This is a genomic window from Streptomyces sp. NPDC086989, assembly GCF_044745505.1.
GTDB lineage: Bacteria > Actinomycetota > Actinomycetes > Streptomycetales > Streptomycetaceae > Streptomyces.
In genome coordinates this window covers 48,663-66,010 of record NZ_JBIVAL010000005.1, presented here as the reverse complement: position 1 = coordinate 66,010, position 17,348 = coordinate 48,663, and the positions used below count along the sequence as shown (strand labels likewise).

Annotated in this window: 14 protein-coding genes; 6 read left to right on the top strand and 8 right to left on the bottom strand. The window is 74.0% G+C overall.

The window, feature by feature from the left end:
* Positions 1 to 13: 13 nt before the first annotated feature.
* Positions 14 to 1,204, bottom strand: a complete 1,191-nt coding sequence (locus tag ACIPK4_RS13100) for an acyl-CoA dehydrogenase family protein (protein WP_402311947.1) — start codon at positions 1,202 to 1,204, stop codon at positions 14 to 16.
* A 181-nt stretch (positions 1,205 to 1,385) separates the two neighbouring features.
* Between ACIPK4_RS13100 and ACIPK4_RS13095 the strand changes: the two genes are divergently transcribed.
* Positions 1,386 to 2,192, top strand: a complete 807-nt coding sequence (locus ACIPK4_RS13095; protein ID WP_402311944.1) for a hypothetical protein — start codon at positions 1,386 to 1,388, stop codon at positions 2,190 to 2,192.
* A 108-nt stretch (positions 2,193 to 2,300) separates the two neighbouring features.
* On the opposite strand, the gene ACIPK4_RS13090 is transcribed toward ACIPK4_RS13095, so the two are convergent.
* Complete coding sequence (locus ACIPK4_RS13090) at positions 2,301 to 3,137, bottom strand: ketose-bisphosphate aldolase (RefSeq protein ID WP_402311942.1); 837 nt, start codon at positions 3,135 to 3,137, stop codon at positions 2,301 to 2,303.
* Entirely contained in the window at positions 3,134 to 4,036 is a 903-nt protein-coding gene (locus tag ACIPK4_RS13085; RefSeq protein ID WP_402311939.1) for an SIS domain-containing protein, read from the bottom strand. Before ACIPK4_RS13085 ends, ACIPK4_RS13090 begins: the two co-directional genes overlap by 4 nt.
* A gap of 155 nt (positions 4,037 to 4,191) precedes the next feature.
* Between ACIPK4_RS13085 and ACIPK4_RS13080 the strand changes: the two genes are divergently transcribed.
* Entirely contained in the window at positions 4,192 to 4,971 is a 780-nt protein-coding gene (locus ACIPK4_RS13080) for a DeoR/GlpR family DNA-binding transcription regulator (RefSeq protein ID WP_402311936.1), read from the top strand.
* Between the two features lie 76 nt (positions 4,972 to 5,047).
* Here the strand turns inward: ACIPK4_RS13080 and ACIPK4_RS13075 are convergent, their stop codons facing one another.
* The 3 genes from ACIPK4_RS13075 to tdh form a co-directional block, all read right to left on the bottom strand.
* Entirely contained in the window at positions 5,048 to 5,962 is a 915-nt protein-coding gene (locus ACIPK4_RS13075) for a LysR substrate-binding domain-containing protein (RefSeq protein ID WP_402311933.1), read from the bottom strand.
* A gap of 109 nt (positions 5,963 to 6,071) precedes the next feature.
* Positions 6,072 to 7,271, bottom strand: coding sequence for a glycine C-acetyltransferase (locus ACIPK4_RS13070; protein WP_054227736.1), 1,200 nt, complete (start codon positions 7,269 to 7,271; stop codon positions 6,072 to 6,074).
* A 215-nt stretch (positions 7,272 to 7,486) separates the two neighbouring features.
* Positions 7,487 to 8,515 carry an L-threonine 3-dehydrogenase gene (gene tdh / locus ACIPK4_RS13065; protein ID WP_402311931.1) on the bottom strand — a complete coding sequence of 343 codons (1,029 nt, stop codon included), beginning with the start codon at positions 8,513 to 8,515 and terminating at the stop codon, positions 7,487 to 7,489.
* A gap of 215 nt (positions 8,516 to 8,730) precedes the next feature.
* Here tdh and ACIPK4_RS13060 point away from each other — a divergent pair, with 215 nt between their 5' ends.
* Complete coding sequence (locus ACIPK4_RS13060; RefSeq protein WP_376196044.1) at positions 8,731 to 9,642, top strand: alpha/beta hydrolase fold domain-containing protein; 912 nt, start codon at positions 8,731 to 8,733, stop codon at positions 9,640 to 9,642.
* Between the two features lie 75 nt (positions 9,643 to 9,717).
* Here the strand turns inward: ACIPK4_RS13060 and ACIPK4_RS13055 are convergent, their stop codons facing one another.
* Together ACIPK4_RS13055 and ACIPK4_RS13050 are read right to left on the bottom strand one after the other, a co-directional pair.
* Entirely contained in the window at positions 9,718 to 10,632 is a 915-nt protein-coding gene (locus ACIPK4_RS13055; protein WP_402311928.1) for a class I SAM-dependent methyltransferase, read from the bottom strand.
* 106 nt (positions 10,633 to 10,738) lie between these two features.
* Complete coding sequence (locus tag ACIPK4_RS13050) at positions 10,739 to 11,671, bottom strand: LysR family transcriptional regulator (protein WP_402311926.1); 933 nt, start codon at positions 11,669 to 11,671, stop codon at positions 10,739 to 10,741.
* Between the two features lie 345 nt (positions 11,672 to 12,016).
* Between ACIPK4_RS13050 and ACIPK4_RS13045 the strand changes: the two genes are divergently transcribed.
* From ACIPK4_RS13045 to ACIPK4_RS13035, 3 genes are all read left to right on the top strand, one after another.
* The gene (locus ACIPK4_RS13045; RefSeq protein WP_402311923.1) at positions 12,017 to 13,405 is read left to right on the top strand and encodes an MFS transporter; all 1,389 of its coding nucleotides are present in this window, start codon (positions 12,017 to 12,019) and stop codon (positions 13,403 to 13,405) included.
* Positions 13,374 to 15,569, top strand: a complete 2,196-nt coding sequence (locus ACIPK4_RS13040; RefSeq protein WP_402311921.1) for a SpoIIE family protein phosphatase — start codon at positions 13,374 to 13,376, stop codon at positions 15,567 to 15,569. Before ACIPK4_RS13045 ends, ACIPK4_RS13040 begins: the two co-directional genes overlap by 32 nt.
* Before the next feature lie 332 nt (positions 15,570 to 15,901).
* A complete protein-coding gene (locus tag ACIPK4_RS13035; protein WP_402311919.1) occupies positions 15,902 to 17,308 on the top strand; it encodes an APC family permease in 1,407 nt (468 codons plus the stop codon).
* The last annotated feature ends 40 nt before the right edge of the window (positions 17,309 to 17,348 follow it).

The following is a 17,348-nucleotide window of genomic DNA, read 5'->3' as shown; positions in this document are numbered from 1 at the left end:
GAGTCGCACCCGGTCAGCGGCGGACGCGGGGCATGCCCAGGCCGATCCAGGAGATGATCTCGCGCTGGATCTCGTTGTTGCCGCCGCCGAAGGTGAAGATCACGGCGCTGCGGTAGCCGCGTTCCAGTTCGCCGTGCAGGACCGCGCCCGCGGATCCGTCCTTGAGGGAGCCGGCCGCGCCGACCACCTCCATCAGCCAGGCGTACGCGTCCCTGCGGGCCTCGGAGCCGTACACCTTGACGGCGGAGGCGTCCTGCGGGGTCAGGGTGCCGTCCTGGACGGCGCCCACCATCTGCCAGTTGAGCAGCTTCATCGCGTCGAGCCGGGCGTGGGTGCGGGCCAGGCGGCCGCGGACCCAGGAGAGGTCGATGACGCGGCGGCCGTCGGCGAGCTTGGTCTCGGCGGCCCAGCGCTGGACGTCGTGCAGCGCCCGGATCGCCATGGTGCCGTGCGCGGCGAGGGTGACGCGCTCGTGGTTGAGCTGGTTGGTGATCAGGCGCCAGCCCTTGTTCTCCCGGCCGACGCGGCGGCTCGCGGGGACGCGGACGTTCTCGTAGTAGCTGGCGGTGGTGTCGTGCGAGGCGAGGGTGTTGATCAGGGTGCAGGAGTATCCGGGGTCGGCGGTCGGCACCAGGAGCATGGTGATGCCCTTGTGCGCGGGGGCGTCCGGGTCGGTGCGGACGGCGAGCCAGACCCAGTCGGCGGTGTCCCCGTTGGTGGTCCAGATCTTCTGCCCGTTGACCACGTAGGTGCCGGTCTCCTCGTCGCCCTCGCGGACGGCCCTGCACTTGAGGGCGGCGAGGTCGGTACCGGCGTCCGGCTCGCTGTAGCCGATGGCGAAGTCGATCTCGCCGGACAGGATCCGCGGCAGGAAGTACGCCTTCTGCTCGTCGGTGCCGAACTGCATGATGGTCGGCCCGACGGTGTTGAGCGCCATCAACGGCAGCGGCACGACGGCCTGCGCGGCCTCGTCGAAGAAGATGAACTGGTCCATGGGCGACATCCCGCGGCCGCCGTACTCCTCGGGCCAGCCCACGCCGAGCCATCCGTCGGCGCCGAGCCTGCGGACGGTCTCCCGGTAGAAGCGCTTCTGCGCGGCCGGATCCCGGTAGCGGGCGTAGACGTCCTCAGGCACCAGCTCGGCGAAGTAGGCGCGCAGCTCGGTGCGCAACTGCTGCTGCTCAGGCGTGTATTCGAGGTGCACGGCCCCTCCGGGTGTCTCGCGGGTCCAGCCGGTCGCTGTGGTGGCGGCGCACAGAGTAGAACGTGTTCCAAGAAGGGGGAAGGACTCGCGGTCGGCGGTTTCCCCGACCACCGGCACGGCGCCGGTCCGTGACCGACAATGGGCTTGCGCGTCACGGGACTTCGAGGAACCGGGGGGACACATGGACGAGGCCTGGGAGCAGGAGTTCGCCGGACGGGACCGTATGCCGGAGCGCCGCGACCGGATGCCCGGGCGGCGCGACCGGACGCCGGAACCGCGGGACCGGCTCCCCGGGCACGGGGACCGGCCGGCCGACGGGAGCCCGGCGCACTCCGAGGGCGTGACACAGGTCCACGAACCGGGGACGCTGCCCGTCGACCCGCGGACTCCCGACCGCCACAGGTGCTGGGAGCTGCTGCCCGCCGACACGCGCACCAAGGCCACCGAGAAGGCGGGCCGCTCCCTGATGTGGTGGGCCCGCGTCTACTCCGACGGCGTCCCGTTCGCCGTGGTGCTCGGTGACCGGGGACTGTGCCGGGTCGAGCCGGTGTACCGGGCCGGCCGGGCGCAGGAGCACCGCGGCGAGCGGGCCCGTGTGGAGCCCGGCTCGCTGCACACCCGCCCGTTCGACGCACGGCCACCGCAGCCGGGGGGCGGCCCGGCCGCGCCGGGCCGCCCCGGCTCGCCCGTGGAGCGCCTGGTCCTGAACCCGCCGGAGGCACAGGGGGTGCTCGGCCACTTCCCCCTCGACGTACAGGACTTCCTCCAGCGCCCCTTCCTGCCCGACCGGCGGGTCGTCACGGCCGAGTGGTACTACGAGGAGACCGTCGAGCCCGCGCACACCGCCCTCTTGGTGATGCTGTGCCTGTCCAGCGACCGCCATGTCACCGCCGTCGAGGGCCGCCGCACCCTGGACCGGGGCGCCACACCGGACCGGGCCCGGTGGCACGCGCTGACGTGCCACCGGGCCCGGCTCGTCCCCCGCTGACCCGTCGGCTCCGGTGACCCGCCGGCCCCGGCTCGTCCCCCGGTGACCCGTCGGCCCCGGTGCGTCGGCGTCGGCGCACGCCGGGGGCGGCGGCCGCACGCCCGGCGGTCAGTTCAGCGCGGTGATCATCGCCGCGGCCGTCGCCGCCATGGCCGTACGGGCCGCCGTCAGATAGGGACGGGGGTCCGCCGGGGTCAGGTGGGTACGGATCGCCTCCGTCATGGCCAGGTTGAGGGCGGTGCCGATGTTGACCTTGCGGATGCCGCCCGCCACCGCCGCCGCGAGTTCCGCGTCCGGCAGCCCCGAGGAGCCGTGCAGCACCAGCGGCACGTCCACGGTCTTGGCGAGCCGGGCCAGCAGCGCGTGGTCCAGCTCGGCGGTGCGGCTGGTCATCGCGTGACTGCTGCCGACCGCCACGGCCAGCGCGTCGACCCCCGAGTCGGCGACGAACCGGCGGGCCTCGTCGGGGTCCGTACGGGCACCCGGCGCGTGCGGGTCGAGCGGCGCGGCGCCGTTCTTGCCGCCGACCTCGCCCAGCTCGGCCTCGACCCACAGCCCGTTGGCGTGCGCCCAGTCGGCCGCGGAGCGGGTGGCCTCCAGGTTCTGCGCGTACGGGAGCTGCGCGGCGTCGTACATCACCGAACTGAACCCGGCGTCCGCGGCCTGCCGGAGCAGGTCGGGGCTCTTGACGTGGTCCAGGTGCAGGCCGACCGGGATCCCGGCGGCCTCCGCGCACGCGACGGCCGCGCGCGAGATGGGCAGCAGCTGCCCGCCGCGGAACTTCACGGCGTTCTCGCTCAGCTGCAGGATGACGGGCAGGCCCGCCCGTTCCGCCCCGGCGACGACGGCCTCGGCGTGCTCCAGGGTGATGATGTTGAAGGCGGCGACGGCGCGGCCCGCGGCCGCCGCCTCCAGGACGAGCGTCCCGGCGGAGACGAGGGTCATCGGACCGCCTCCTCGCCGGCGGTGAGGATCACCGAGCGGGTCAGGTTCCGCGGCTGGTCGGGGTCGAGGCCCTGGTGGGCCGCCACCGCGACCGCCAGCCGGTGGACCCGCACCAGCTCGGCGAGCGGGTCGAGCCGGCCGGCCACCCACTGGCCGCCGGTGGCCCGCACCTGCTCGGCGAGTCCCTCGGGCGCCTCGCCGAGCGACCAGGTGAGGGTGCCGGGGCCGGTGACGCTGATCGGCCCGTGCCGGTACTCCATCGCGGGGTACGACTCGGACCACGACAGCGAGGCCTCGCGCATCTTCAGCGCGGCCTCGTGGGCCAGGCCCACGCTCCAGCCCCGGCCGAGGAAGGTGAACTGACCGCGGTCGACGGCCTGTTCGGGCAGCGGCTCCGCGAGGGCGGTACGGGCGTCGGCGACGGCGGCCGCGGTGTGCCGGCCGACGTGGGCGCGCAGCAGGGTCAGCGCCGTGGTCGCGAAGCGGGTCTGCACGACGGACTGCTCGTCGGCGAAGTCGAGGACGACGAGCTCGTCGGCGAGGGTCATCACCGGGGTCGCCGGATCCCCGATGACGGCGGTCGTCCGCATCCCCACGTCCCGCAGCCCGGCCAGCAGGTCCAGCACCTCGGTGGTGGTCCCCGACCGGGTGAGCGCGACGACCCTGTCGTAGCGACGGTGCAGCGGGAACTCCGACGCGGCGAAGGCGTCGGTCTCCCCGTGGCCCACCTCCTCGCGCAGGGCGGCGGCCGCCTGCGCCATGTAGTACGAGGTCCCGCACCCGACGATCGCGGCGCGCTCCCCCGGCTGCGGCAGCACCGCCCGGTGGGCCGGAGCCAGTTCGGCGGCCCGCTCCCAGCACTCCGGCTGTGTGCCCAACTCGTACGCGACGTGGCTCATGGCGGCTCCCTAGCGCGGCGGGTGCAATGCATATGCGTTTTCCTGCAAGGTAGCGGTCCGTTTCACGCAACTTCAAGCATCTCGGGGGTTGATCCCTGAGTTAATGTCGACGGGTAGGCCAAGAGAGCGCGAGGGGGTCGATCGCCGTGGGGTCCATGACCCGCAAGGAACGCTGGCAGATGCTGCTGGACCTGTTGGTGGAGCGGGGCGAGCTGGAGGTCGAGCCGGCGGCGGAGACGCTCGGCGTGTCCGCCGCGACCATCCGGCGCGACCTGGACCAGCTGGCCGAACAGCAGCTGCTGGTGCGGACCCGCGGTGGGGCGGTGGTCCACGGCGTCTCGTACGAACTCCCGCTGCGCTACCGCACGTCCCGGCGCGCCGCCGAGAAGCACCGCATCAGCGAAGCGGTGGCGGAGCTGATCACCCCGGGCGAGGTGATCGGCCTGACCGGCGGCACCACCACCACGGAGGTGGCCCGCGCCCTGGCCGGCCGCCCGGACCTGGCGGCGGGCTCGCCGGCCCTGACGGTGGTGACCAACGCGCTCAACATCGCCGGCGAGCTCGTCATCAGACCCCAGTTCAAGATCGTCCTGACGGGCGGGGTCGCCCGCCCCCAGTCGTACGAACTCACCGGCCCGCTGGCGCAGCAGGTCTTGGGGCAGCTGACCATGGACACGGCGGTCGTCGGCGTGGACGCCTTCGACCCCCAGGACGGCGCGGCGACCCGCCACGAGGACGAGGCGGCGATGAACCGCCTGCTGTGCGAGCGGGCCCGGCGGGTGGTCATCGCGGCGGACTCCAGCAAACTGGCGGTCCGCGCCTTCGCCCGCATCTGCCCGACCCGCGCGGTGGACGTCCTGGTGACGGACACGGCACTCCCGGACCCCGTGGCAGCCCAATTCGAGGCGGCGGGCGTGGAGGTACGACGGGTGTAGGGGCGGGGCTCGGGCCCCCGGGACCCACTCCCGCCCCCACCCTCAGCCCAGGGCCCAGCGCCCAGGGCCCAGGGCGTCAGCTGGTCGGGAGGCGGTCCGATTCCCTGTTCAGGGCCGTCAGGATCGGGGCGATCAGGGGGTGGGATTCCGCGCCGCGGCGGGTTGCCGCGAAGACCCTGCGGGTGGGTGCCGATCCCGATACCGGGCGGACCTGGACCTCCTTGAGGTCCATGCCCCGCAGCGCCGAGCGCGGCACCAGCGCCACCCCCGCCCCGGCTCCCACCAGGGCCGTCACCGCGCGGAAGTCGTCCGACGAGTGCACGAACCGGGGCTGGAAGCCCGCCAGTTCGCAGGCCAGCAGCGTCACGTCGTGGCACGGGTTCCCGGGATACTGCCCCACCCAGTCCGCGTCGGAGAGGTCCGCAAGCGGGACCTCCGGGAGGTCGGACAGCGGGTGTCTGGAGGGGAGCACCGCGTCGAAGGGCTCCGCGTACAGCGGGAGCACCGACAGGCGGCCGTCGTCGGCGCCCGGGGCGCCGCGGTACTCGACCGCGAGCGCGAGGTCGGCTTCGCCGTCGAGGAGCAGCGGCAGGCTCTGGTCGCCTTCGGCGTCCCGGACGCGCAGGCGGATGCCCGGGTGTTCGCGGGCCAGGCGGGCGATCGCGGGGGCGAGGACCTCGGTGATGCCGGTCGCGAAGGCGGCCACGGTGACCTCGCCCGCCGTGCCTCCCGCGTACGCCGCGAGCTCGGCTTCGGCGCGTTCCAGCTGGGCGAGGACCTCGTGGGCGTGCCCGAGCAGGATCTCGCCGGCCGCGGTGAGCCGTACGCCGCGGCCGCTGCGGGTCAGCAGTGCGTGGCCGGTCTCCTGTTCCAGCGCCGCGAGCTGCTGGGAGACGGCGGAGGGGGTGAGGTAGAGGGCTGCGGCCGCGGCGGTCACCGTACGGTGGTCCGCCACGGCCCGCAGGATGCGCAGCCGGCGGGGGTCGATCACCCCACCATTCTCGCAGGTGGAGCGGCCGCCCCGGCCGCCCGGCCGGCCGGGCCCCTGAGGCCGGTCAGGCCGGTCGGGCCGGTCAGGCGCCTCAGGCCATCAGGGCGCCTCAGGCCGTCAGGGCGGCTCGCGCGTCGACGAAGGCGGCCACCGCGCGCTCCACGTCCGCCGTGGAGTGGGCGGCGGAGAGCTGGACCCGGATGCGGGCCGCGCCCATCGGGACCACGGGGTAGGAGAAGCCGATCACGTACACGCCGCGCTCCAGCAGCAGCTCCGCCATCCTGGCGGCCTCGGCCGCGTCGCCGATCATCACCGGGGCGATGGCGTGGTCGCCCGGGAGGATCTCGAAGCCGGCCTCGGTCATCTTCGTGCGGAAGAGCGCGGTGTTGGCGGCGAGCCGCTCGCGCAGGTCGCCGGCCGACTCCAGGAGGTCCAGGACCTTCAGGGAGGCGGCGGCGATGACCGGGGCGAGGGAGTTGGAGAAGAGGTACGGGCGCGAGCGCTGGCGCAGCAGTTCGACGATCTCGGCGCGGGCCGCGACGTAGCCGCCGGAGGCGCCGCCGAGGGCCTTGCCGAGGGTGCCGGTGATGATGTCGATGCGGTCCATGACGCCGTGCAGTTCGGGCGTGCCGCGGCCGCCGGGGCCGACGAAGCCGACGGCGTGCGAGTCGTCGACCATGACCATGGCGTCGTAGCGCTCGGCCAGGTCGCAGATCTCGGCGAGCGGGGCGACGTAGCCGTCCATGGAGAACACGCCGTCGGTGACGATCAGCTTGCGGCGGGCGCCGCCCTCGGTGGCTTCCTTCAGGCGGGCTTCCAGTTCGGCCATGTCACGGTTGGCGTACCGGAAGCGGCGGGCCTTGGACAGGCGGATGCCGTCGATGATCGAGGCGTGGTTGAGGGCGTCGGAGATCACCGCGTCCTCGGCGCCGAGCAGGGTCTCGAAGACGCCGCCGTTGGCGTCGAAGCAGGAGGAGTAGAGGATCGTGTCCTCCTGGCCGAGGAAGGAGGACAGGCGCGCCTCCAGCTCCTTGTGCACCTCCTGCGTGCCGCAGATGAAGCGGACGGAGGCCATTCCGTAGCCCCAGCGGTCGAGCGCGTCCTTGGCGGCGGCGACGACCTCGGGGTGGTCGGCCAGGCCCAGGTAGTTGTTGGCGCAGAAGTTGAGGACCTCACCGGGGGCGCCGCCGGCGGTCACGGCGACGGCCGCGTTCTGCGGGGTGCCGATGACGCGCTCGGGCTTGTGCAGGCCGGCGGCGCGGATCTCGTCGAGGGTGGTGCGCAGGTCCTCGCGGACGGTCTCGAACATGGTGCGGTGCTCGCTTTCTCCTGGTGCGGCGGTGGCAGAGGAAGGAGGGGGCCGGGCCCCGCGGAGGGGGGAGGGTGGGCGGGGCCCGGCCGGAGGGAAATGGTCTGCGGGCGTCGGCCGGGGTCAGCCGGCCATCGCGCGCCGGCCGGGGTCGGCCGGCCTTCGCGGCGCCGGCCGGAGTCAGCCGGCCTTCGCGGGAGGACGCGGAGCGGCGGTTACGCCGTCCAGTCCAGGATGATCTTTCCGCTGCGGGCGGTGGCGGCCTCGTCGAACGCGGCCTCGAAGTCGCGGTGCGAGTAGCGGCCGGTGATGACCGGGCTGAGGTCGAGCCCGCCCTCCAGCAGCACGGTCATCGCGTACCAGGTCTCGAACATCTCGCGGCCGTAGATGCCCTTGATCGTGATCATCGAGGTGACGACCTTGGCCCAGTCCACCGGGAACTCCTGCGCGGGCAGGCCCAGCATGGCGATCCGGCCGCCGTGCGTCATGTTGTCGATCATGTCGCGCATGGCCTCGGCGCGGCCGGACATCTCCAGGCCGATGTCGAAGCCCTCGCGCAGACCCAGCTGGGCCTGGGCGTCGGCGATGGTCGCCTTCGAGACGTCGAGGGCGAGCGTGGCGCCGGCCTTGCGGGCGATCTCCAGGCGCTCGGGGCTGACGTCGGTGATGACGACGTTGCGCGCACCGGCGTGCCGGGCCACGGCCGCCGCCATGATCCCGATCGGGCCGGCGCCGGTGATCAGCACGTCCTCGCCGACGAGCGGGAACGACAGCGCGGTGTGGACGGCGTTGCCGAACGGGTCGAAGATCGCCGCCACGTCCAGGTCCACGGCGGTCCGGTGCACCCACACGTTCTGCGCGGGCAGCACGACGTACTCGGCGAAGGCGCCGTCGCGCCCGACGCCGAGGCCGACCGTGCTGCGGCACAGGTGGCGGCGGCCGGCCAGGCAGTTGCGGCACTTGCCGCACACGAGGTGGCCCTCGCCGCTGACGAGTGCGCCGATCTCGATGTCGCGGACGTCAGCGCCGAGCGCGGCGACTTCGCCCACGAACTCGTGGCCGAGCACGAGCGGGGTCTTGACCGCGCCCTGCGCCCAGCCGTCCCAGGAGCGGATGTGCAGGTCCGTGCCGCAGATGCCGGTGCGCAGCACCTTGATCAGCACGTCGCCGGGGCCGTACTCGGGCTCGGGAACGTCCATGAGCCACAGCCCGGGCTCGGCCTTGTGCTTGACGAGTGCCTTCATGGGCGTGGCTCCAGGCATGCGGAGGGGACGTTGCAACCACAGGGACGGGTGCGACGTATCGACAGGGACCAATCTGCCGAGCGCGGAGGTGATCAGTCCATCGAGGATTTCTTAAGCGGGTCGACAGCCCAGCTTCACGCCTATGCTCCTCACGTGAAGGGCTGTGGCCTGGGCAGGGGCCCGCGGCCGGGGCAGGGAATGGGGAGGTGAGGGGCGTGCCGAGTCTGCGCAGCAGAGCGCTGTCGGTCGCGCTGATCGCGGCGGGACGGCGAAGACGGTTCGCGAGCGCCGAGGCGGTACGCGCACGGGTGGCGGAGTCGGCCCGCCGGCCGGCGTCGCATCTGCCGCCGCGCTCGCTGGGCCGGGTCGCCGAGGTCTCCCGCACCTTCGTCGGTGCCTGGCCGGTGTACGACGCTTCGCCGCGCGGGGTCGAGCCTGCGGCCCAGGTGCTGTACGTACACGGCGGGGGGTACATCAACGAGTTGGAGCGGCCGCACTGGTCGATGATCCGGACCCTGGTGACGGAGGCGGGGGCCCGCGTCGTCGTACCGGCGTACATACTCGCCCCGCGCGGGACGGCCGACCGGACGGTTCCGGTGGCGGCGGACCTGCTCAGCGGGTTGATCGCGAGCGGCGGAGCGGGCGGCACCGTACTCGTCGGGGACGCGGCGGGCGGCGGGATGGCGCTGGCCGCCGCCCAGCGGCTGCGCGACCGTACGGGGGCGCAGCCGTCGCGGATCGTGCTGATATCGCCCTGGCTGGACCTGACCATGAGCCACCCGGACCAGGCGGCGATCGAGGCGGGCGACCCGGTGCAGGCCCGGCCCGGGCTGCTGGAGGCCGGCCGGCTGTACGCGGGCACGCTGGCCACGGACGACCCCCGGGTGAGCCCGCTGCGCGGCGCGTTCGCGGGGCTGGCGCCGATGACGGTGTTCACGGGCACCCGGGACGTGCTGACCACGGACAGCCGCGAGCTGTTGCGCCGGGCGCGTGCGGACGGGGTCGACGTGGAGTTCCACGAGGAGCCGGGGCTGCCGCACGGGTACCCGCTGCTACCGGTGCCGGAGGGGCGGGCGGCCCGGGACCGGATCGTGGAGCTGATCAGGTCCGCCGCCGACGAGGAGTGAGGCCGGTCCGGCTCGGCGACCGGTCGGGGGACCCGTCCTCCGGGGGTGCGGCCGGCTCGGCCGGTGGGCGGGGCGTCATGCCGTGCAGGTCATCAGCGAGCTGATCGGCCAGGCGCGGTAGGCGGTCCAGTAGGCCTCGTCGCGTGTGCCGTCGGGGGGCGGGGTCCGGTTGGGCTGCCATCCGACCGTGGAGAAGCCCGCTTCGACGGCGGCCTCGGCGAGGTCGGCGTGCGCCCATTCGCGGAACTCGAAGTCGACCGAGGGCCGGGTCAGGAACTGGGCCTTCAGCAGCGGCGCGTCGCCCTCGTGGATGCGGTCGACGATCCGGACCCCGTACGGCGACCAGTCGACGTTCGGGTACGCGCCGGCGTTGGGCACGATGGCCAGCAGACGGCCGCCGTCGCGCAGGTTGGCGCGGATGCAGCGGAACATGGCGTGCAGGACGGACCGGTCGGTGGCCTGGCTGAACAGGTACACGGCGGTGGCGAGGTCGAAGGGCCCCAGCTGCGGCAGCTTGGCCGCATCGGCGACCACGTACTCGATCGAGGTGTCCCGCAGCCCGGCCCCGCCCGGCGCGGCCCCGGTGGACCCGGTGGCCCCGGCGGACCCGGTGGTGACGGTGGACCCGGTGGTGACGGTGGTGACGGTCCCGGCGGTGACGGCCGCCGCCGCGGAGCCGTCCGCCGAAGGATCCGTGCCCACCGCGCCTTCGAGGGTGGCCACGTCGTCCGCGCCGATCACGCCGTGCGCACGGGCGAGGCGGATCATCTCCTCCGAGGCGTCCACGCCGACGGCCCGCCGGGCACCACCGCGAGCCAGCAGCCGCGTGTTGTAGCCGTATCCGCAGGCCAGGTCGAGGGTGTCGAGCCCGCGCACCCCGCCGAGCGCGTCGAGCGCGCCGAGCAGGGTGTGGGTGTCGGCCGCCGAGAAGGCCGCGACGGCCTTCGACTCCACGAAGCGCTCGCCGATGGTGTCGTACTGGAACCGCATGCTCTGCCTTCCGTGGCCGGGTGGGACGCGTGCGTATGGTGCCCCGGAGCACGTTCGCCGCGGCGGCGTCAGGCGCCCCGTCCCCCGGACGGGGGAGGCGTTCGGGTCAGTGCGTACGGCGTACGGGGTGTGCGACGGCCGCCGGGAGCAGCTCGCGGGCGCAGTCGCGGAGCCAGGCGTGGGCCGGGTCGGCGTCGTGGCGCGGGTGCCAGGCGAGGCCGAAGGGCAGCGCCGGCAGGTCGAGCGGTACCTCGAAGGCCTCCAGCCCTAGTTCGGCGGCGAGCGGCACGGCCTGGGAGGCGACCAGGCCGACGAGGTCGCTCTCGCGCAGGATGAACAGGGAGGCGGGGTAGGAGCCGACGCTGCCCACCACTCGCCGGGTCAGGCCCAGTTCGGCGAGGGCCCGGTCCACGGGTCCCTCCAGTCGGCCGCGCCGGGAGACGATGAGGTGTTCGGCCGCGGCGAACCGGCGCGGGGTGATCCGCCCGCGCAGCAGCGGGTGGCCGGCGCGGGCGACGCCCACCATGCGTTCGTCGCACACGTACTCGACGCGCACCTCGGGGGAACCGCTGTCCACGACGCCGAGTTCGAGGTCGGCGATTCCTTCGCGCAGCGCCGGGACGTCGACGTGGCTCTCCGACAGGAAGCGCAGCCGGACGCCGGGCGCCTCACCGGCCACGCGGGAGAAGAGGGTGGCCCCGAAGGTGGCGGCGAAGGCGTCGTGGGCCAGGACGGTGAAGGTGCGGGTGAGGGTGGTCAGGTCGACCTGCCCGCCCGTCAGGAACAAGGCCCGGGCGCGTTCCACGACGGCCCGGACCTCGCCGTGGACGGCGAGGGCGTGTGGGGTCGGGACCATGGTCCGGCCGGCGCGGACGAGCACGGGGTCGCCGAGGGCCTTGCGGATCCGGCCGAGGGTGCGGCTCATGGCGGGCTCGGACAGGTGCAGCCGGGCGGCCGCGCGCGACACGCTCGACTCCTCCAGGAGGACGTCCAGGGCGACGAGGAGATTGAGGTCCAGGCCGGATTGCGTCACACGCATTCATCCCTTGCAGAACTTGCACTGGAAAGCAGGTCACGCCAACTCTACGGTGGAGCCCGGGGGATGGCGCCGGCCGCGGTGACGTCGGCCGGCCCTCCCCCTCCCCCACACTCACCACTTCACCGACTCCGAGGAGGAGCCGTGCTCCGCCATGTCCACGAGCGGGATGCCGCAGCTGCTGCCGCAGCACCCGCCGCAGCACCCGCCGCAGGTCCCACCGCAGCACCGTCCGCCGGTCCGTCCGCAGGCCCACCCCCCGGTCCGTCCGCAGGTCCGCCCGCCTCTGCGACCGCCCCGGCGGCCGGCGCGCTCACCCGGGCCGCGCTGCTCGCCCTATGCGCCTGCGTGCTCGTCGCACAGGCCATGGTCGCCGCCGTCAACCTGCTGATCCCGCAGCTCGCCGCGTCCGCCCTGCACCCGACCCCGGGCCAGCTGGTGTGGGCGGTCGACGCGTACGTCATCGTCTTCGCCGCGCTGCTGATCCCGGCGGGCGCGCTCGGCGACCGGTACGGCCGCAAGGGAGCCCTGCTGGCCGGGCTCGGCCTGTTCGCCGCGGGCGGGGCGCTCAGCGCGCTCGCCACGGACCCGGCGGTGCTCATCGCCGGGCGCGGGCTGTGCGGGGCCGGTGCGGCCCTGATCATGCCCGCCACCATGTCCGTCCTGGTCCACCTGAGCCCGCCCGAGCGGCGCGGCCAGGTGCTGGCGACCTGGACGCTGTCCGCCGGCCTCGGGGGCCTGGCGGGCAACGTCGGTGGCGGCCTGGCCGGGGAGTACCTGACCTGGCGGGCCCTGTTCTGGGCGGTCGTCCCGCTCGGCGTGCTGCTCGCCCTCGCCGTCGCCCGTACGGTCCCGCGCACACCGGCCCGGTCCGACGCCTCCGTCGACCCCCTCGGGGCGCTGCTGCTGGCCGGGGCGCTGCTCTCCGTCGTCTACGGGATCATCGAGGGCCCCTCATACGGCTGGACCTCGGCGGCGGTGCTGACCGCCTTCGGCGCCGGCGGCGTCCTGCTCGCCGCGTTCACGGGCTACGCGCTGCGCGCCGCGCGCCCGCTGCTGGACCCGCGGATCTTCGCCTCGCGCAAGCTGCGGGCCGGGGCGCTCGGGATCGGCGCCGGCTTCTTCGGACTGTTCTCCCTCTTCTTCGTCAACGCCCAGTACCTCCAGTACGCGAAGGGCTTCTCGCCGGCCCGGACGGGCCTGGCGATCGTCCCGCTGACCGTCGGCATGGCGCTCGTGCCGAAGCTGGGAGCCCGGCTGGCGGAGCGGACGGGGCCACGGCTGCCGGTCGGCGCAGGGCTGGGCCTGATCGGGGCCGGGCTGCTGCTGGTCTCCACCGTCGACGCGGGCACCCCGTACCCGCTGTACGCCTGCTACCTGCTGGTGCTGTCGGTCGGGACCGGCCTGTGCGCGCCCTCACTGACGCTGACCGTGGTGGCCGAGCTGCCCTCGCACCAGGCGGGGCTGGGCTCCGGGCTGAACACAGCGGCCCGGGAGATCGGCGCGGCGCTCGGCGTGGCGGTGGTCGGCACGGTGCTGGCCTCCCGGTTCCACGGCGATCCGCGGGATCCGGCGCAGGTGGGCGCGTTCACGGACGCGATGGGGGTCGCGCTCACCACGGTGGCGGCGGTGCTGCTGCTGGTGGCGGTCGTGGTGGTGGCGGGCTACCGCACCGGTGGCGGCACGCGGCGCGGTGGCCGCCGGGATGCAGCGTCCGGCGCCGGGGGCGCATGCTGACTGTGTGACGGCGAGACCGGACAGCAGCGGCCCCGCCAGCGATGCCGCGGCCCGGGAACTCGCACGGGCCGCCGTCGATGCGGTGCAGGCCGTCGGCGGGTTTGCGGGCGGGGTCTACGTGCGCTCCGGAGCCGAGGGACCGCTGCTGCTGGCCGTGCTCACGGGGCTGCCGGGACGGCTGTTCCGGCCCTGGTGGCGGATGCACGTGAACCGTCCCTACCCGGTCGCCGAGGCCTTCCGCTCCGGACAGTCGGTGCACCTGCCCGACGCGGACGCGGCGATGCGGCGCTTCCCTCAGATGATGGCCGGACTGCCGTTCCCCTTCGGGTCGCTGTACGAGCCCGTGATGGCCGGGGCGCAGCGGTTCGGGGTGCTGTTCGTGCTGCGGCCCGCGACCCCCGGGGGCAGGGTCGACGCCGCCGACCGGGAGCGGCTGCGCGCCGCCGCGGACGGGCTGGGTGCGAACCTCGCCGCGCTCACCTCGGCCGGGGACCCGGTGCTGTGGACGGGTGATCCGTTGTGCGTGCCGCCGCCGGACACGGCGCAGGGGGCGCGCGAGGCCGTGGACCGGCTGACGCTGGCGGTGCTCTCGGTGGACCGGGAGGGCCGGATCCGCTTCGTCAACCACGCCGCCGCCGGGCTGCTGGGCCTGGAGGCGGCGGAGCTGCGCGGGCGGCTGGTGTGGGAGGCGGTGCCCTGGCTGGGGCAGCCCGCGTACGAGGACCACTTCCGCGGGGTGTTCATGTCCGGGCAGCCGGTGCACTTCGCGGCGCGGCGCGGCCGGCAGCAGGGCGGGGAGTGGTTGACGGTGGCTCTGTACCCGAGCCGGGACGGGGTGACGGTGACGATCGGCCCGGCGGACGCGCCGGTCTACCCGCCGGGGTCGGTGGTCCGGCCGGGCGCGGGGCTGGGTTCGACGGACGACCGGGCTTCGGCTCTGTACCGGCCGGTGGCGCTGGCGATCGCGCTGACGGAGGCGGTCACGGCCCGGCAGGTGTCGGCGGTGGTCACCCAGGAGCTGCTGCCCGCGTTCGGCGGCCGGCAGCTGGCGATCTACCTGCTCAACGAGCGGCATCTGCACCTGGCGTGGGAGACGGGTTTCCCGCAGGGCTTCCTGGACCGGTTCGACGGGGTGGGGCTCGACGTCCGGCTGCCGGGCGTGGAGACGCTGACCACGGGCCGGCCGATGTTCTTCGAATCGATGGAGCGCCTGGCCGCCGCCTACCCGGGGATCCCGCTGGACGCCCACGTGGGGGCGCGCGCGTTCCTGCCGCTGATCGCGTCGGGGCGGCCGGTGGGCTCGTGCATCCTCGGCTTCGACGCGCCGCGCGGGTTCAGCGCGGAGGAGCGTACGGTGCTGACCGCGCTGGCGGGGCTGATCGCGCAGGCCCTGGAGCGGGCGCAGCGCTACGACTCCGAGGCGGCGCTGGCCCGCGGGCTGCAGGCGGCGCTGCTGCCGCACCGGCTGCCGGTGCGCGAGCACGTGCAGACGGTGGGCCGGTACCTGCCGGGCACCCAGGGGATGGACGTGGGCGGGGACTGGTACGACGTGGTCGAGACGGGCGAGGGCCTGCTGGCGCTGGTGATCGGGGACGTGCAGGGTCACGGGGTGGCGGCCGCCGCGACGATGGGCCAGCTGCGCAGCGCGGTGCGGGCGTTCACGCTCGGCGGGAGCCCGCCGGAACGGGTGGTGTCGGGTACGAACCGGCTGCTGATCGATCTGGACCCGGGGCAGTTCGCGAGTTGCTGCTACGTGCTGCTCGACCCGGTGTCGGGCCGGGCGCGTGCGGTCCGGGCCGGTCACCCTCAGCCGCTGCTGCGGCATGCGGACGGGCGCGGCGAGGTGCTGGACCTGCCGGGCGGGGTGGTGCTCGGCATCGACGCGGACGCCGCGTACCCGGTGACGGAGCTGCGGCTGGCGCCCGGTGCGGTGCTCGCCCTGTACACGGACGGGCTGGTCGAGGAGGCGGGCGAGGACATCGACCTCGGGGTGGAGCGGCTGCGGGCGGCGCTGGCCGCGGCCCGGCCGTCACCGCTGACGGAGCTGGCCGACCGGCTGGTGGGCGAGGCGGGGGATTTCGCCGACCGGCCGGACGACATCGCGCTGCTGCTGGCTTCTCGGACGAAGGCCCCGCCCGCCGGGGGTGCGACGGGGACGGTGTGAGCGCCGGTGGATCTTGCGGGGGTGCCCACCCCTTGGTCAGGTGGTGTCGCCGGGGGCACATGTCGGCAAAGCGGAAGAAAATTTGCCCCCGCACGGCTGCGGTTCCCGCACCCGGACTCTGTGCAGCGTTTACACGGTCTTAACGCGGCCTTGGGCGGCCGCAGCCCGGCCCGACGATGGAATCCGCAGGGGAACCGCTATTGACCTGCGGATCCCGCAGGGATTCGATACGGGCCCGGGAGCCACTGAACCACTCTGCTCACCACCGCCCCGGAGGCGATACCGCTCCCGCACCTCAGTTCACCGCACCAGCCGATCGGAACCCCGCACCGATGTCTGAAACGATCAGCGCCCCTCAGGCCCTCGCCCCCGCCACGGGGCCCGTCCCCCCGAAGCTCAAGCGCTCCATCGGCGTCGTCGGCGGCACACTGCTGACGCTGTCGTGCGTGACGCCCGCTTCGACCCTGTTCGTCGTCGTGCCCGACCTGTTCGGGTCCCTCGGTACGTGGACCGCCCTCACGATCGCCATCGGCTCGCTGCTCTGCATCGGCGTCGCGTTCTGCTATTCGGAGCTCGGCACACTGATCCCGAGCGCCGGCGGCGAGTACGCGATGGTGTCGACCATGGCGGGCCGGCTGGCCGGCTGGCTCGTGTTCGTCTTCTCGCTGCTGGTCGTGATGATCGTGCCGCCCGTGATCGCCATGGGCACCGCCGACTACCTCGCGCCGATCGTGCACATACCGGCCCCGGTCGCGGGCGGCGGCGTGATGCTGCTCGCCACCCTCGCCGGCCTGCTGGACCTGCGGGCCAACGCGTGGATCACCGGCATCTTCCTGGTGCTGGAGGTGGTCGCCGCCGCGCTGGTCGCCGTACTGGGCTTCGCACACAGCGAGCGGGGTGCCGGTGCGCTGGTGCACGGTACGGTCGCGGCCGAGGGCGGCGGTACGTCCACGGTGACGGCGATGATGGTCGTATCCGGGCTCGCCATCGCGCTGTTCATCACCCAGGGCTTCTCGACCGCCGTCTACCTGTCGGAGGAGCTGGAGAACCCGCGGCGCAACGTCGCCCGCACGGTGCTGGCCACCCTCGCCATCTCCACGGCCGTCATCCTGGTCCCGGTCATCGCCATCACCGTCGGCGCCCCCGACCTGTCGGCGCTGACCGAGGGCGACCTCGGCGGGATGGTCACCGCGTGGTCCAACTCGGCGGTCGGCACCTTCGTCAGCCTCTGTGTCGCCCTCGCCATCATCAACGCGGGCATCGTCATGGTGATCCAGAACTCCCGTGTGCTGTTCGCCTCGGCCCGTGACAAGGCCTGGCCCGAGCCGGTCAACAACGCGCTGTCCAAGCTCGGCCGCTTCGGCTCCCCGTGGGTGGCCACCCTGCTGGTCGGCGTCCCGGGCGCGGCCCTGTGCTTCGTCAACCTCGACACGCTGTACGGGGTCACCGGCGTCTCGGTGACGGCCATGTACCTGCTGGTCGCGGTGGCCGCCCTGTTCGCCCGGCGCGGCGCGCACCGCGAGGTGGCCGCCTGGCGGATGCCGCTGTGGCCGGCGGTACCGGTCGCGCTGATCGCGGTCCTCGCGTACATCCTCGAGCAGCAGGACACCGAGTACCTGCTGTGGACCGGCGGGATCACCGCCGTGGCGACGCTGTACTGGGCGCTGTACCTGCGGCCGCGGCGGGACACCCGCTGGCTGGTCAGCATCCCGGAGGACGGCGAGTCCGCCGCCGTCTGACCGCTCCCTGAGCACGGTCCACGGGTCATCGGCATCGGCG

Bases quoted from the DNA above. Each gene is read 5' to 3' on its own strand.
- ACIPK4_RS13095 (WP_402311944.1), top strand. From the start codon at position 1,386: ATGGACGAGGCCTGGGAGCAGGAGTTCGCCGGACGGGACCGTATGCCG.
- ACIPK4_RS13090 (WP_402311942.1), bottom strand. From the start codon at position 3,137: ATGACCCTCGTCTCCGCCGGGACGCTCGTCCTGGAGGCGGCGGCCGCG.
- ACIPK4_RS13085 (WP_402311939.1), bottom strand. From the start codon at position 4,036: ATGAGCCACGTCGCGTACGAGTTGGGCACACAGCCGGAGTGCTGGGAG.
- ACIPK4_RS13080 (WP_402311936.1), top strand. From the start codon at position 4,192: ATGACCCGCAAGGAACGCTGGCAGATGCTGCTGGACCTGTTGGTGGAG.
- ACIPK4_RS13070 (WP_054227736.1), bottom strand. From the start codon at position 7,271: ATGTTCGAGACCGTCCGCGAGGACCTGCGCACCACCCTCGACGAGATC.
- tdh (WP_402311931.1), bottom strand. From the start codon at position 8,515: ATGAAGGCACTCGTCAAGCACAAGGCCGAGCCCGGGCTGTGGCTCATG.
- ACIPK4_RS13055 (WP_402311928.1), bottom strand. From the start codon at position 10,632: ATGCGGTTCCAGTACGACACCATCGGCGAGCGCTTCGTGGAGTCGAAG.
- ACIPK4_RS13050 (WP_402311926.1), bottom strand. From the start codon at position 11,671: ATGCGTGTGACGCAATCCGGCCTGGACCTCAATCTCCTCGTCGCCCTG.
- ACIPK4_RS13040 (WP_402311921.1), top strand. From the start codon at position 13,374: ATGCAGCGTCCGGCGCCGGGGGCGCATGCTGACTGTGTGACGGCGAGA.
- ACIPK4_RS13035 (WP_402311919.1), top strand. From the start codon at position 15,902: ATGTCTGAAACGATCAGCGCCCCTCAGGCCCTCGCCCCCGCCACGGGG.